Annotated in this window: 11 protein-coding genes; 7 read left to right on the top strand and 4 right to left on the bottom strand. The window is 47.3% G+C overall.

All coding sequences use genetic code 11. The features are described from left to right. Positions 1-63 precede the first annotated feature (63 nt). The gene (locus tag AABA75_RS21150; protein WP_338294726.1) at positions 64-1,221 is read right to left on the bottom strand and encodes an ATP-grasp domain-containing protein; all 1,158 of its coding nucleotides are present in this window, start codon (positions 1,219-1,221) and stop codon (positions 64-66) included. Between the two features lie 280 nt (positions 1,222-1,501). On the opposite strand from AABA75_RS21150, the gene ppc reads away from it, so the two are divergent. Further along, positions 1,502-4,126 carry a phosphoenolpyruvate carboxylase gene (gene ppc / locus AABA75_RS21145; RefSeq protein ID WP_338294725.1) on the top strand — a complete coding sequence of 875 codons (2,625 nt, stop codon included), beginning with the start codon at positions 1,502-1,504 and terminating at the stop codon, positions 4,124-4,126. A 70-nt stretch (positions 4,127-4,196) separates the two neighbouring features. On the opposite strand, the gene AABA75_RS21140 is transcribed toward ppc, so the two are convergent. From AABA75_RS21140 to rpmE, 3 genes are all read right to left on the bottom strand, one after another. Then, entirely contained in the window at positions 4,197-4,370 is a 174-nt protein-coding gene (locus AABA75_RS21140; protein WP_338294724.1) for a hypothetical protein, read from the bottom strand. A 164-nt stretch (positions 4,371-4,534) separates the two neighbouring features. Further along, on the bottom strand, positions 4,535-5,791 hold the full coding sequence (locus AABA75_RS21135) for a malic enzyme-like NAD(P)-binding protein (RefSeq protein WP_338294723.1): 1,257 nt from the start codon (positions 5,789-5,791) through the stop codon (positions 4,535-4,537). Between the two features lie 291 nt (positions 5,792-6,082). Beyond that, a complete protein-coding gene (rpmE, locus tag AABA75_RS21130) occupies positions 6,083-6,295 on the bottom strand; it encodes a 50S ribosomal protein L31 (protein WP_338294722.1) in 213 nt (70 codons plus the stop codon). 233 nt (positions 6,296-6,528) lie between these two features. Between rpmE and priA the strand changes: the two genes are divergently transcribed. The 6 genes from priA to AABA75_RS21100 all read left to right on the top strand — a co-directional run bounded on the left by priA (position 6,529) and on the right by AABA75_RS21100 (position 15,258). Next, positions 6,529-8,736, top strand: a complete 2,208-nt coding sequence (gene priA / locus AABA75_RS21125) for a primosomal protein N' (protein ID WP_338294721.1) — start codon at positions 6,529-6,531, stop codon at positions 8,734-8,736. Positions 8,737-8,857: 121 nt separating this feature from the next. Beyond that, positions 8,858-9,478: an SPOR domain-containing protein gene (locus AABA75_RS21120; RefSeq protein WP_338294720.1), complete on the top strand. Its 621-nt coding sequence runs from the start codon at positions 8,858-8,860 to the stop codon at positions 9,476-9,478. Then, positions 9,463-10,308 (top strand): hypothetical protein, encoded by an 846-nt coding sequence (locus AABA75_RS21115; protein WP_338294719.1) that lies wholly within the window; start codon positions 9,463-9,465, stop codon positions 10,306-10,308. The genes AABA75_RS21120 and AABA75_RS21115 overlap by 16 nt, the downstream gene beginning before the upstream one ends. A 110-nt stretch (positions 10,309-10,418) precedes the next feature. Continuing rightward, complete coding sequence (gene hslV / locus AABA75_RS21110; RefSeq protein ID WP_338294718.1) at positions 10,419-10,943, top strand: ATP-dependent protease subunit HslV; 525 nt, start codon at positions 10,419-10,421, stop codon at positions 10,941-10,943. A 13-nt stretch (positions 10,944-10,956) separates the two neighbouring features. Next, positions 10,957-12,285 (top strand): HslU--HslV peptidase ATPase subunit, encoded by a 1,329-nt coding sequence (hslU, locus tag AABA75_RS21105; RefSeq protein ID WP_338294717.1) that lies wholly within the window; start codon positions 10,957-10,959, stop codon positions 12,283-12,285. Between the two features lie 366 nt (positions 12,286-12,651). Then, on the top strand, positions 12,652-15,258 hold the full coding sequence (locus AABA75_RS21100) for an ExeM/NucH family extracellular endonuclease (protein ID WP_338294716.1): 2,607 nt from the start codon (positions 12,652-12,654) through the stop codon (positions 15,256-15,258). The last annotated feature ends 71 nt before the right edge of the window (positions 15,259-15,329 follow it).

Below are 15,329 nucleotides of genomic sequence, written 5' to 3'. Positions count from 1 at the left end.
ACTTCGTTTATTCACATAAAATTATTGCTGCAAGTATAGTTTTGTTGTGCTTTAAAGCCAATATCAGGCCAGTAGTCTTTTTGCCAAATCCTGTAATAACCACTCCACTCGCCCACAATCTTCGGATTGCACCACCAGGCTAGCGTAGCCATCAGCCTGATATCGATATTTAATCTCGTCTTCAGCAAAGCTGGCGATGTCGGGTTGTGCTTCGTGCCAGGGGCAAGCTACTAAGCCTGAATAATCATTGCGCAAATCCGGCAAGCTGTAATGCTCGTTGCGAAAATCAGCCAGCTCCATTTTGGCGGCTTCCTGCCATATTTTCAGGTTTGAGGCACATTCAATGGTGTGTTCAATGTTACCACCCGCCACGCGGGCTGAGGTTTCCAGGAAGCGGAATTCACCATCTTCGCCTTTGATAAATTCACTGTGGCTTGGACCGTATTCCCGCCCGAAGGCAGATAATAACTGTCTATTGAGTTCGATAAGTTTCAGGCTGTCTTCGCTATCTCGCGGTAAGACTCTGGTGGAAAAAATGCCTTGTCCCTGCAGCATGGTGAGTGGGGGCGCGCCATAGCGGCTGACTTGCGCAAAAATCACTTCTCCTTTCCAGCACAGCGAATCTACGTGATAGACATCGCCGCTAACAAATTCTTCCAGCAAAAAATACGATTGGCGGTCACCCAATGCCTCCAGTTTTTGCCAAAGGTCTTCTTGTTGGTAATGCTTTTCTATCCCTTCAGAGCCCGCCAAAGTGCGCGGTTTCAGGATCCACGGGGCAGGGACCGATTCCATAAACTCGTAAACTTGATGATGGTTGAGAATGCCAGTAAAACGCGGTTGAGGTAATTGATGTTGCCATGCAGCATCCCGCATCGCCAGCTTGTCTCGAAACAGGCGCGCATTTGTGTGCTTCATGCCCGGCAGGCGGGTGTGCTCTCGGAGATCGGCGCTGTGTTCCACATCGTAATCATCCAATGCCACAATGCGGTCAATTTGATTATGGCGCATTAACCAGGCAACGGTGTGAGTGAGATCGGGTTGCACTCGCAAGTCCTGCATGGTGTGAAAGCGGTCTATGCAGTCCCATGGCCATGGATGATCTTTGAAGCGCTCATTGGCGATAACAAAGATCTCGCAACCTTGGTGTTTGCATTCGCGGATAAATTCGGCGCCCTTAAATTCGCTGGCCAATGCCAAAATGGTTGGATTTTGCTTCATATTTGAGTAACCACTTTCCATATTCACAGGTTTGTCATTTGCTATTGATCGGGTTTTTAGGGTAGAAAGTACCAACAAAAGTGATTAAATAACAAATTCAATAAGATCCGTCAGGACATTCAAAACTAGCATACAGCATAAAGCGACAGAGTGTATTTTTACCTGGAAGACAAGGGAATTTAGCAAATTCTTGTAATTTAATTACAAAATGAGGTAAGTTTAGTGACTTTCTGTGGTGAAATTCCGCAAAAACTGAAATTTTATTAAATTCGGAGAACCTATGTCAGACGCTATGGAAAATCAGCTAAGGGACACTGTTCGTCAATTAGGCAGTACCTTGGGCACCACCATTAAAGACCAGTTAGGTGAAGCATGGCTAGAGCGCATCGAAACAATCCGTAAAGCGGGTCGCAAGTCCAACCAGGGTGAACAAGAAGCGACAGAACAACTGCAATCGCTTTTTTCTGAGCTGGAAAACGAGCAATTACTCACGGTAGCTCGTGCTTTTACCCAGTTTCTGAACCTGGCCAATATTGTGGAGCAGGAACACAATAGCAATGCGCAGATTGACGATCCAATGGAAGCCCTGTTAGCGCGATTAGAGGATATGGGTTTCTCACAAAGCTCGTTTGCTGATACGGTCGCCAAGCTAGACATTGATCTGGTGCTAACTGCACACCCAACAGAAGTGTATCGGCGCACCTTCATTCACAAGTACTCCGAATTAACCCAGTGTGTAAAACGCATGCGCAGTGATGAACTCAGTGCCGTACAGCGCAAGTCACTGGAGTTGCGAATTGCTGATCTTATTACCCAAGCGTGGCACTCGGAAGAAGTACGCGCGGTGCGTCCTACGCCAGTGGATGAAGCACAATGGGGCTTCGCGGTAATCGAGAATTCTTTATGGGAAGCAGTGCCTGATTTTATTCGCGAATTAGATGGCAAACTACAAGCCCAGTTTGGTCAGAGCTTGCCATTGGATGCGTCACCAGTGCATTTCAGCAGCTGGATGGGCGGCGATCGGGATGGTAATCCCAATGTTACCGCTAAGGTTACTCAAAAAGTTCTGTTATTGGCCAGAAAGCGCGCTGCGCGATTATTTGCAGATGACATAGAGCGTTTAGTTGTGGAATTATCCATGACCGATTGCGACGACTATGTGCGCAGTATTGTCGGTGAAGATGCCCTTGAGCCTTACCGCGCCTTGTTGCGTCCGGTGTGGGATCAACTGATCCTGACGCGTGATGGCATTGCCAGCCACCTGGAAGGGTTTCCGGTAGACCAGGAAGACTGGATCCAGTCAGATGAAGAAATTCTGGCGCCGTTGATGGCCTGTTACAACTCGTTATATGCCTGTGGCATGAGTAACGTTGCCGACAGTTTGTTGCTGGATACCATCCGACGTGCTCATTGTTTTGGCGTGCATTTGTTGCGCCTGGATGTGCGACAAGACTCCGAGCGTCACGCTAATGTGTTTGGTGAGCTAACCCGCCACTTGGGTATCGGCGACTATAACCAATGGACCGAAGCCGACAAGCAAGCGTTTTTATTACACGAACTAAATTCCAAGCGCCCATTGTTCCCCACTAATTGGCAGCCCAGCGCGGAAGTCAAAGAGGTGATTGATACCTGTAAAGTTATTGCGCAAAACAATCGCGAGGCCTTTGGGATTTATATTATTTCCATGGCTAGTTTGCCCTCTGATGTGATGGCAGTGCAGTTGTTATTGCAGGAAATGAATGTTGGTTGGGCCATGCCAGTAGCGCCTTTGTTTGAAACTCTGGACGATTTGAACAATGCGCCTAAGGTAATGAGTGATCTGTTGGCCATTGACTGGTATCGCGGTTACATCAAAGGCCAGCAATATGTGATGATTGGTTATTCTGATTCTGCCAAAGATGCTGGCGCGCTTGCCGCAGGTTGGGCGCAATACGAATCGCAAGAAGCCTTAGTGGCGATAGCGCAAGAAAACGATATCAAACTCACGTTATTCCACGGTCGTGGTGGCACGATAGGGCGTGGCGGCTTGCCAGCACATTCCGCTATCTTGTCTCAGCCTCCAGGATCATTGGACGGTGGCTTCAGGGTTACCGAGCAAGGTGAAACTATTCGCTATAAGTTTGGTATGCCGGCGCTGGCTAAGCGCAGTCTTAATTTATACGCCAGTGCTATCCTGGAAGCTTTTATTTTACCGCCACCCGAGCCAAAACCAGAGTGGCGTCAGGCGATCACGGATATGGCGGCCGACGCCAGAGACAATTACCGCAAAGTGGTACGCCACGATGCGGATTTTGTGCCTTACTTCCGCGTGGCCACACCAGAGCAAGAACTGGGCAAGTTGCCTTTGGGTAGCCGTCCCGCGAAACGCAAACCCACTGGGGGGATTGAAAGTTTACGCGCCATTCCGTGGATTTTCGCTTGGGCCCAAACCCGGATGGTATTGCCTTCATGGTTGGGCGTAATGCCAGCGGTGCAAAATGCTCTGGATAAAGGCAATGAGCCGCTATTACAGGACATGCTGGCCAGTTGGCCTTTCTTCCGTTCGCGTTTGTCTATGTTGGACATGGTATTTTATAAAGCCGACACCCGAGTGGGGAAGGCTTATGATGACAAGCTGGTGCCAGCGGAGTTACAGCACTTTGGCGATAAACTTCGTTCTGAGTTAACCGACAGTATCGCCCTTTTGCTGAAATTGTTAGGGCAACAGGAAGTCATGGAGTCTGATCCAAAAGGCAAACAGTCTATGTCGATTCGCGCAGATTATTTGCAGCCGCTGCACTATTTGCAAATGGAGCTGTTACAGCGCATCAGGGCGCTGGATGATACTCAGGAAGACAGAACGCTGGAAAAAGCCATGATGGTAACCATTACTGGTATTGCTGTGGGTATGCGTAATACTGGCTAACGACAAGCTTTACTGCAGATACAAAAAGAGTCGCAATAGCGACTCTTTTTTTGCTTTGAATTAATAGTATCTAATTCTTAGCTCTTAATTTTTCCCATACTGCTTTGGGAAATTGAAACTGGGCTTCCAGCCTTGGCTGTGCCTCTTTCATTTTTGAGAGCTTAGGTTGACACTGATAGTGTTTCAGAAGCTCTTGCGTCAGCTCTTGCCGTTTGGGCTGGCGCGTCGTGTCAGGGGTTGTCATTTTTCGAACTCTTGTATTTATAATTTACAGTACGAAAATGTCATTTCACTGATAATATTATTATTCTGTTTTGGTGGCTCTGTACGACTTAATCCGGCCCACAAATTTACTCATTATCCCTATTGTACAACTAACCTTAGGTCAGCAAAATTACCATTCGTAATTTACGCGGGTAACTCTGCCAGATAATTTACCGGAAGGCAATTTATTTTCGACACACCCGAATCTACGGCAGCTTGTGCTACGGCTGTGGCCACTCGGCGGCACAATCTTGGGTCCATCGGTTTCGGAATAATATAGTCTTTGCCGAATTCCAGGTGATTCACATGGGCCGCAGCCAGCACTTCGTGGGGTACTTCTTCTTTTGCCAGTTGTCGGATAGCCTCAACCGCTGCTACTTTCATTGCATCGTTGATAACAGTAGCTCGCACATCCAGAGCCCCTCTAAAAATAAAGGGAAAGCACAATACATTATTTACCTGATTGGGATAATCTGAACGGCCTGTTGCGATAATCAAATCTTCGCGCTCTGCTTTTGCTAACGCTGGCTTTATTTCCGGATCCGGATTAGCGCAGGCAAATATCACCGGGTTGGGGGCCATTTTGCGCAAGGCCTCAACACTCAACAGGTTCGCGCCAGACACGCCTAAAAATGCGTCAGCGCCGTCAATGGCATCTTCTAAGGTGCGCTTGTCAGTGTCGTTGGCGAATTTTTGTTTGTGAGCTGGTAAGTTTTCACGTTCAGAGTGGATCACGCCCTTGCTGTCTAACATGAAAATGTTGTGTCGTTTTGCACCACAGGTTACCAGCATATCCATACAGGCAACTGCGGCAGCGCCAGCGCCCAAGCAAACGATTTTAGCGTCTGACAGAGTTTTACCTTGAATTTCCAGCGCGTTTAACATGCCAGCCGCCGTTACAATGGCTGTGCCATGTTGATCATCGTGAAACACCGGGATATCACAACGCTCAATGAGGGCCTGTTCAATTTCGAAGCATTCTGGTGCTTTGATATCTTCCAGATTGATACCATCAAAGGAAATGGAGATATTGGCGACGGTATCAATAAACTCTTGTACGGAGTCGTGCTGTACTTCGATATCGATGGAGTCGATACCCGCGAAACGCTTAAACAACAGGGATTTACCTTCCATCACTGGCTTTGAAGCCAGCGGGCCCAGATTGCCCAGCCCTAAAATGGCGGTGCCATTGGAAATAACGGCAACCAGGTTACCCTTGATAGTGTACTTGTAAGCATTTTCCGGATCGGCAGCAATTTCTTTTACAGGTTCTGCGACACCGGGGCTGTATGCCAGAGCCAGGTGCTCCACCGTTTCAGCTTGTGTGGTTAGTTCTACACTGATTTTTCCGGGTTTGGGGAAGGCATGATAGTCCAGTGCCTTTTGACGTAGATCAGACATAAAGTTGTAGGGCCTCAGTAAAATATCCAATAAATAGGTTTTGTTATGTCGTCGTCGGTACTTGCTGCTTTTTAAGCTTATTTTTATTAATGAGTAGATTGCTTATTGCAATTCTTTTTGTGCTGCAAACTGTAACATAACAGGAGGGGTTACAGCTATGGCAAATTTAGGTAGTCGGAGCAGGGCTGGAAGTTTGTACAATACCAAGAGCTGCGGCAGTTGTTCTGTGTTTCAGAAACAAAAAACCCGGCATCAGCCGGGTTTTTCACGTAACTTGTGTAACGGACAGTCTTATTTTTTGCCCAGTACAGCGAAACGTTTCTTGAAGCGATCAACGCGACCACCAGTATCAAGGATCTTTTGCTTACCAGTGTAGAAAGGGTGGCAAGCTGAACATACGTCAAGAGCCAGGTCTTTTTTCAAAGTAGAGCGGATCTTGAAGCTGTTACCGCAAGAGCAGTTAGCGTTGATTTCGTTGTATTCTGGGTGAATACCTTGTTGCATGGGGCACCTCATTATTAAGGCCGTATCGCTAACCAACCCGAAGCTGGCCACCATACGATGTTAATTACAAAAAATCTTTCTCCATTTGCCCCTTGAGGCAAAGAGGCGCGCATATTAATGTATCGCCTTTCGGGGATCAAGCATAAATGCTTAAAAAATAAGCGTGGTATCATAATAGTTGTCACGCGAGACCTTATATACCCACGGGAATCAATCCATTCAACCGCGCTGAGATGACCAATAAGATTGCAGAAATTGCGCTTGCAATACCTAAACGGCAGGCATTCGATTATCAGATACCAGATGAAATGGTAGGTAAACTGCTGCCTGGAATGCGCGTAAAGGTGCCCTATGGTCATGGTGAGAAAATTGGCATTGTAGTTAATACCAAAGCGCAATCACAGTGGCCGGTTGAAAAGCTCAAGCCCATATTGAGTTCCTTAGATGAGGCGCCGCTATTCAGCAAAACCATGCTGGAGCTGCTGTGTTGGGCGACCGCTTATTATTGTCATCCTATTGGCGATGTCTTGCTCACTGCCATACCTGCTAAGCTGCGTAAAGGCGAGCCTGATAGCCGACCGACAGAACGTTTGTGGCGGGTAGCGGATGGTATTTGCTTAGATAGCTTAGAAAAATTGCGCAAGGCACCAAAACAGCAGGCGTTGTTGCAACTATTGATGGACGGTCCTGTTTCGGAAACAGAGCTTTTGCGGCAATTCAATAAGCCCGTTTTGCGAGCATTGCATAAACAAGACTTACTCATCTGTGAAGAAAGCATTAGCAAAGCTGATCACAGTTGGACTAAATCCTTAAAGGTAGCCTCACGTCCCTTTGCCAGCACTGAACAGGCGCTGGCTATTAGTGCCATAAATAGCACTCAGGGATTTCAGCCCTTTTTAATTGAAGGAGTAACTGGAAGCGGTAAGACCGAAGTTTATCTGCAGACAATTGAGAATCAGCTACAGCAACAACGTCAGGTTATTGTGCTGGTACCCGAAATTAGCTTAACACCACAAACACTGTCCCGTTTTGAAGAGCGTTTTGCTATTGATATTGGTGTATGGCATTCCGGTCTTTCCGATAATGAGCGCCTGGCGGTGTGGCAAAAAGCCCGTGATGGCGAAGTAGGTATTATTATCGGCACCCGCTCAGCGGTGTTTTTACCCCTTAAATGGCCGGGCATGATAGTGGTGGATGAAGAGCATGATAGCTCCTTCAAACAACAGGACGGTTTTCGCTATCACGCCCGAGACTTGGCCATTATGCGCGCCAAGCAGTTGGATATACCACTGGTATTGGGCTCTGCCACACCTTCATTGGAAACGCTCAACAACGCGTTAACTTCTCGTTATCGGCATTTGCACTTGCGTGAAAAGGTGGTGAAGGGCAGCAAGGTCAATCAACAGTTGCTGGATATTCGGGAGCAACACCTCGATGCGGGCTTAAGTCCTTATCTCATTGAGCGCATCAATTTGCATCTTCGGCAACAGCAGCAGGTGATGATATTTATTAATCGCCGCGGTTATTCACCTGCCTTGATGTGCTCCGATTGCGGCTATGTAGATAGCTGTAAGCATTGTGATAAACCCTATACATGGCACAAATCCACTCAGCAGTTGCATTGCCATCATTGTGGTTCGGTAAAAAAACGCCAACCTGGCTGCCAATCTTGCGGTAGCAATAATGTCAATGCCAGCGGTGTGGGTACTGAGCAACTGGAAGAAGCGTTGTCCAGATTGTTTCCCAACTATCAGGTGGCCAGAGTGGACAGCGATAGTATGTCTGGCAAGCGTTCTTTGAATGAAACACTCGAAGCCATTAACCAGCGCAAATATCAAATATTGGTGGGTACTCAAATTTTGGCTAAAGGGCATCACTTTGCTCACCTTTCCATGGTGGCAATATTAGATGTGGATGCGGCGCTGTACAGTGCCGATTTCAGAGCCACTGAGCAGTTAGCGCAGTTAATTACTCAGGTGGCTGGCAGAACTGGACGCGCCGGTAGTGAAGGCGAGATGTGGCTGCAATCTTGTCATCCTGATAACGGTTTGTTGTTGGATTTGCTGCACAATGGTTACGGACACTTCGCTCGTACCACATTAAAAGAGCGGCAAGCTGCACAACTACCGCCTTTTGAGTTTCAGATATTACTCAAGTCGGAATCCATTAGTCTTTCAGACAGTCAGCAGTTTTTATTGCATGTGGCAAAAATGTTCCATATGGAACAATCACTTAATGAGCCTGCCCTGAAAGTGATAGGCCCGTTTCCTTCGCTAATGGAAAAACGCCAAGGGCGTTTCAGAATGCAACTTCTGCTGTCTCATTTGCAGCGCTTACCCCTGCATAGAGCATTAAACAAACATTTATCCGCGTTAGAAAGTCTTGCAACAAAACACAAAGTGCGCTGGTCTATCGATGTGGATCCTACTGATTTTTATTAACTTTATGTTTATTGCTAGTGAATGACAGTAGAAATTAACTTTGAAGTGGTTTTCACCACAGTTTATAAGCGGTAAGATCCGCCGGCGCTAAAAACTAAATAAATCTATTACTAATTATACAATGGCACCTAAAGATTACGTGGCCAGGGACAGAGTTCCCCCAAAGAAAACCACAAAAACAAAACCTGCTCCCAAAAAACGGGCGTCTTCTCCGCGCAGTAAAAGCGGTGGCTCAGCTGCACCTGCTGCGGTACAACATGCCAGTAGCGACCAAGCAACACCTTGGTTTCGCATTGTATTTACCTTAGCTGTGGTGATGGGTTTTGGGGTTTTCCTGTGGAACATAAAGGATGCCTCTGAAGGTAATAAAGCCACGGTGCAAAAGCAGGAAACGGCAGTTAAAAAAGAGGATGAATTGCCGGAGGCTCCGAAAGAAGAGTGGGAGTTTATGACCACATTGACAGACCCCGACTACGAAGTTGAAGTGGACCTGCCAGAAGAAACACATACTTCCACCCAAGAATATATTCTGCAATGTGGTTCTTTTCGCAAGCAAGAACAGGCTGAAAGCATGCGCGCCCGCATTGCCTTCCAGGGAATCGAATCAAATATCAAAGAAAGTAATGGCCAGAATGGTCGCTGGTATCGAGTGGTGATGGGGCCGTATGAGCGTAAACGTATGGCTGAAAAAGACCGTCATACCTTGCAACGCGCTGGATTTACGACGTGCCGAATCTGGTAAAAGCCAGCGTAATCGCAATTGTATTGCTGCTAATCTGGATAGGTTGGCAGCAATCGCCTCAAGATCAACTCTCAAGCACTACGCAATCTGCGCTAGATAACTCAAACCAAGGCAAATCTGAAGTAGCTAGCAGTACAACTCTATCTCCATTGGACCATGTCTCGTCTGACGATATTGAATCTGAGTTCCAGAAAAAAAGTACAGATGAAGTGTTTATTGACTCTGAAGTGCTTTACCAGCAGGCCTCCTTGCTAAAAGGCTGCCAGCGCGCTTTAGCGGATGACGTTGCAATGCAAGCCTGGCTGGACGATGCCAATCAAAAAAACGAAAGCCATTTTCTGGTTGAGGAAAAACTGGCGCAATTCGAGCGCTGCAAAGATGTAGATCGTTCTATTGATTATGTGACTCTTTTAGAACAGGCGGCATTAGCTGGCTCTGAGCAGGCGTTAACAAAATTCTGGGCAACCCGTGATGAGGAATATTATCGTTTTCAGAATATCGATTTGTCCGACCGGGATGCGATGATTGAGGCGCGCTATGGGCTCTCGCAGAAAAAGTATCAGGTAGCCGAAGCACTCGCTGTTAAAGGCAGCGAAAAAGCTATACTCTGGCTGATGTACGGTTACAAGGAAAATGGACCCCAACCGCAAGGACAAGATTATATAAGGGCTCTTGCCTATGGTTTAGCTTTAAAGGATATCACTGACGACAGTAAAACCTACGGTAACGCCACTTGGTTTATTGAACGTATCACCGCCACCATGAAACCGAAGGAAATACGCCAGGCTGAAAGCCTCTCTGAAGAAATCCGCTTACAGTTTGAAAGATAGTTGCCAGCACAAAAAGCTTGAAATCAAACTAATCACCCCCACAAACTGCAGATAGTTTGAATAAGCGCGGTTTATATATTTTTACCCCGCTACATAACGCAGGAATCAAAATGACAACGATAGTGTCTGTCCGCCGAGGCAATCAGGTGGTAATGGCCGGTGATGGTCAGGTTTCATTGGGCAATACCGTGATGAAAGGTAATGCCAAAAAAGTACGCCGTCTATACAATGATAAAGTATTAGCTGGTTTCGCTGGTGGTACTGCCGATGCCTTTACCTTATTTGAGCGTTTCGAATCTAAACTGGAAAAGCATCAGGGGCATCTTACCAAAGCCGCAGTAGAATTAGCCAAAGACTGGCGTACTGACCGTATGCTGCGTCGCTTAGAAGCGTTATTGGCTGTTGCTGATGAAACTGCCTCGTTAATCATTACCGGTAACGGTGATGTTATTCAGCCGGAGATGGATTTAATTGCCATTGGTTCAGGTGGCAACTACGCTCAAGCTTCGGCTACTGCGCTGTTGGAAAATACCGAACTGTCTGCCAAAGATATCGCTGAGAAGAGCCTGTTTATCGCCGGCAGTATTTGCGTCTTCACCAATCACAGCCAGACTGTGGAAACACTGGATTATTAGATCAGGATTAAGTATGTCTGAAATGACCCCTCGTGAAATTGTCCACGAACTAGACAATCATATTATCGGCCAGCAAAACGCCAAGCGTGCCGTCGCTATCGCCTTGCGTAATCGCTGGCGTCGCATGCAACTGGAAATGGAGTTGCGCCAAGAAGTTACTCCGAAAAACATTTTAATGATTGGCCCAACGGGTGTCGGTAAAACTGAGATTGCCCGTCGACTGGCGAAACTGGCTAACGCACCTTTCATCAAGGTAGAAGCCACTAAATTCACTGAAGTAGGTTATGTGGGCAAAGAAGTTGAGACCATCATTCGGGATTTAGCCGATATCGCGGTGAAGATGACCAAAGAGCAAGAGCTGGCCAAAGTGCGCTATCGCGCTGAAGAAGCTGCAGAAGAGCGAATTCTTGATGCATTGTTACCGCCCGCTGAAAATGTCTGGGGTGAGAAAGAAGCCACTGAAGATAAAGGCTCGCGCCAAATCTTCCGCAAGAAATTGCGCGAAGGCCAATTGGACGATAAAGAAATCGAAATCGACGTGTCTCTACCTCAGGTGGGTGTTGAAATTATGGCACCGCCCGGCATGGAAGAGATGACCAATCAGCTTCAGGGCATGTTCCAGAATTTATCTGGCTCGCAAAAGAAGAAGAAAAAGCTGAAGGTTAAAGACGCACTTAAACTGCTGGTGGAAGAAGAAGCTGCTAAGTTGGTAAACCAGGAAGAGCTGAAAGAAAAAGCGCTGGATGCCGTCGAGCAAAATGGCATCGTGTTTATCGATGAGATTGATAAAATTTGTAAGCGCGAAAATGTCAGCAGCGCCGATGTTTCTCGCGAAGGTGTACAGCGGGACTTACTGCCCCTGGTAGAAGGCTCTACCGTGAGCACCAAGCACGGCATGGTGAAAACCGACCACATTCTGTTTATTGCATCTGGTGCGTTCCAGATGGCTAAGCCCAGTGATTTGATCCCGGAATTGCAGGGTCGCTTACCTATTCGCGTGGAGTTATCGGCGCTGACCACCGACGATTTCAAACGCATCTTAACCGAGCCCAATGCTTCGTTGACTGAGCAATACCAAGCGCTAATGGCAACTGAAGGCGTTAGCCTGACTTTCTCTGAAGATGGTATCGACCGCATCGCCCATGCCGCATGGCAGGTGAATGAAACCACAGAAAACATCGGCGCCCGTCGTTTGCACACAGTTCTGGAGCGTTTGATGGAAGATATCTCTTATGACGCCTCAGAAATGGACGGTGAAGCCGTGGTGATTGACGCTAAATACGTTGATGATCATCTGGAGTCACTGGTAGAGAACGAAGACTTAAGTCGCTTTATTCTCTGAGCCAATAGCACTTAATGCATTTTTAAACCCGCCTCTTTACGGCGGGTTTTTTGTATTAGGGTTAATTATCATTTAGCACCACACCGACATCCATCTGTCGGATATGTATCTTACCCAAATTTTGGCTCACTGAAATGCTGAGTTGTTACCAGTTGCGAGCGTTAAAAACTTACTCAATGACATAAGTAAGCTTATTCAATATAGGCTAAGTAACTGATTTTACTGCGTTGTTAATGGAATATTATGTTTTTATAAAAATCCTTCCTGTCTTAATTAAATCGGGCAAAGTAGCGCCTGAATGACGACGCACACTGCGACAAAGTAAATCGCTGTGAACCCCTACTGAATGATTACAGGAATAAATCCATGTTGACCAAACTTTCCCTGGTGACCGCTGCAGTAATGGCAGCCTCAACCGCAGTTGCTGACGATATTTACATTTCAGAATATGTCGAAGGCAGCAGCTACAACAAAGCCATTGAGTTGCACAATCCAACGGGCGCAGCTATTGATTTGTCTCAATATCAACTTGAATACTATTTCAATGGCAAAACCACCTTAGGTTATAGCATTGTGCTAGAAGGCACATTGGCCTCAGACGCCGCCTATGTCGTTGCCCACGGCAGCTCGGCACAAGCCATTTTAGATGTGGCGAATCAGGTTAAAAGTGGCAGCTGGTTTAATGGTGATGATGCCGTTGTGCTCACTAAAAATGGGGAAGTTATCGATTCTATCGGCCAGGTGGGTGTGGACCCTGGCTCTAGCTGGTATAGCAATGGCGTGACAACTAAAGATCGTACCTTGCGTCGTATCAGCGGCATTGTAAGTGGTGATGTAAACCCCTTCGATGCCTTTTATCCCGATGCAGAATGGCAGGTATTCGACAAGAACAGCTTTGACGATTTAGGCAAGCACGGCGCAACTGACGATGATAACAATAGCGTTGACTTGGGACTTTGCTCTGATGCGGCAACTTTGTTAAGCGCCGTGCAGGGGGCGGGTGATGAAAGCCCCTTAAAAGGCAATACCGTGGTGGTAGAAGCCGTTGTCACTGCTGATTTACAGGAAAGTGACCAATTAAAAGGTTATTTCCTGCAAGAAGAAGATGCTGATAACGATAGCGATGCGAATACCTCAGAAGGTATCTTTGTTTACGACAGCAATAATGCTGTCAACGTTGGCGACACAGTGCGTCTTGTGGCAGAAGTTCAGGAATATTACGGTGCCACCCAGTTAGGTAATGTTGCTGCGCTGGAAGTGTGTGCCAGCGGTGCAAGCGTAACGCCAGCGAGCATTTCTTTGCCGGTAGAAAGTGCTTCTGCGCTGGAAAGTGTTGAAGGTATGCTGGTTAACATGCCTCAAACCTTAACGGTATCTGATGACTACAGCTTGAGCCGCTATGGGGAAATCATTGTCTCCAATGGCCGTTTGTACAATCCAACGCAAATCGCGACACCGGGTGACGCTGCCAATGCTGTAGCGGCAGCTAACGCGCTGAATCAAATCACTATCGACGATGGCAGCACTCAGCAAAACCCGGATGCTATCCCGTATCCTGCGCCAGAGCTTAGCGCCGCGAATACCTTGCGTGCCGGCACTGAAATCGAAGGCGTTACCGGGGTAGTTACCTACGGTTTCAGCAAATACCGTATCCATCCTACTGAGGCACTGACTTTTGTTGATGCCAACCCACGTAGCGAAAACCCTCAATACACTTACGAGGGTGAACTGCGTGTAGCCAGCTACAACGTACTTAACTACTTTAATGGCGACGGCCAGGGCGCAGGTTTCCCCACCTCTCGTGGTGCTGATTCGATGGAAGAATTTGTGCGTCAGAGAGATAAAACTATTGCTGCTATCCTGGCGATGGACGCTCACATTGTAGGTTTATTAGAAGTTGAAAACGACGGCTTCGGTGAGTTCAGTGCTATTACGGATCTGGTTAATGGTTTGAATGATAGTGCCTCCGAAGGCGAGTGGGCATTCGTTGACTTTAATGCCGACAACATCGGTACTGATAAAATCACTTCAGCCATCATATATCGCAAAGATATGGTGGAAGAGGCTGGTACTGCCGCCCATACCACTGAAGTGCCCTTTGATTACGGTAACCGTGCGCCAGTGGCACAAACCTTCAGAGATTTATCTAATAATGATGAATTAACCTTTGTAGTGGCTCACCTGCGCTCCAAAGGTAGTTGTAGCCGAGCCGAAGGTGCTGACCAGGACTTAGGTGATGGTCAGGGTTGTTGGAATGCCACGCGAGTCTTAGCGGCAAATGAACTGATGGGTTGGTTAGCGGGTAATCCAACCGGTAAAGCTGAATCAGACATCATGATCCTGGGTGATATCAATGCTTATGGCATGGAAGATCCCATCACCGCCTTTAAAGACAATGGTTTAACTGCCCTAAAGGAAGAATACCTCGGTAGTCACAACCATTCTTACATCTACCGCGGCGAGTCAGGTAGTTTGGATCACGCTTTTGCCTCAGCCAGCTTAAGCAAAAAAGTGAAAAGCGTCACCGACTGGCACATCAACGCCGATGAGCCCATCGCGCTGGATTACAATGTAGAATACAAATCCGATTATCAGCAAGCTAACTTGTATGCGCCAAACGCATACCGCGCGTCTGATCACGATCCGGTGATCATCGAGCTGGATACGTACGATGAGTATCAGAAAAGCTGGTCTGATTTATCCGGCAACCCAGGCTGGAGAACTTACAGCTTTGAATTGCCAGAAGGCATGAAGATGTTAGAGGTTTCCACCGAAGGCGGTAGCGGCGATTTGTATATGGTGATTGAGCATGGCAAAAAGCCCACCGATGGCCATTATGACTGCAAGTCAGACACTGCAGGCACCAGCGAAAGCTGTGTGATAGATGCACCCGAAGCCGGCACCTGGTATATCCGTATCCGTGGTGATAAGAAGTACTCCGATGTTTCCATGAAGGCCTACAGCCACAACTAGTTAAACTCTCAACGCTCCGAGAGTGGAGGCCGGGCTACCTTAGGGTGCCCGGCTTTTTTGTAGATCTCCGA

Origin of the sequence: Planctobacterium marinum (assembly GCF_036322805.1) — a bacterium.
GTDB classification, from domain to species: domain Bacteria; phylum Pseudomonadota; class Gammaproteobacteria; order Enterobacterales; family Alteromonadaceae; genus Planctobacterium; species Planctobacterium marinum_A.
This window is presented reverse-complemented; position numbering and strand designations above follow the sequence as displayed.

Bases quoted from the DNA above. Each gene is read 5' to 3' on its own strand.
- hslV (WP_338294718.1), top strand. From the start codon at position 10,419: ATGACAACGATAGTGTCTGTCCGCCGAGGCAATCAGGTGGTAATGGCC.
- AABA75_RS21135 (WP_338294723.1), bottom strand. From the start codon at position 5,791: ATGTCTGATCTACGTCAAAAGGCACTGGACTATCATGCCTTCCCCAAA.
- hslU (WP_338294717.1), top strand. From the start codon at position 10,957: ATGTCTGAAATGACCCCTCGTGAAATTGTCCACGAACTAGACAATCAT.
- priA (WP_338294721.1), top strand. From the start codon at position 6,529: ATGACCAATAAGATTGCAGAAATTGCGCTTGCAATACCTAAACGGCAG.
- rpmE (WP_338294722.1), bottom strand. From the start codon at position 6,295: ATGCAACAAGGTATTCACCCAGAATACAACGAAATCAACGCTAACTGC.
- AABA75_RS21150 (WP_338294726.1), bottom strand. From the start codon at position 1,221: ATGAAGCAAAATCCAACCATTTTGGCATTGGCCAGCGAATTTAAGGGC.
- AABA75_RS21140 (WP_338294724.1), bottom strand. From the start codon at position 4,370: ATGACAACCCCTGACACGACGCGCCAGCCCAAACGGCAAGAGCTGACG.
- AABA75_RS21120 (WP_338294720.1), top strand. From the start codon at position 8,858: ATGGCACCTAAAGATTACGTGGCCAGGGACAGAGTTCCCCCAAAGAAA.
- AABA75_RS21100 (WP_338294716.1), top strand. From the start codon at position 12,652: ATGTTGACCAAACTTTCCCTGGTGACCGCTGCAGTAATGGCAGCCTCA.
- ppc (WP_338294725.1), top strand. From the start codon at position 1,502: ATGTCAGACGCTATGGAAAATCAGCTAAGGGACACTGTTCGTCAATTA.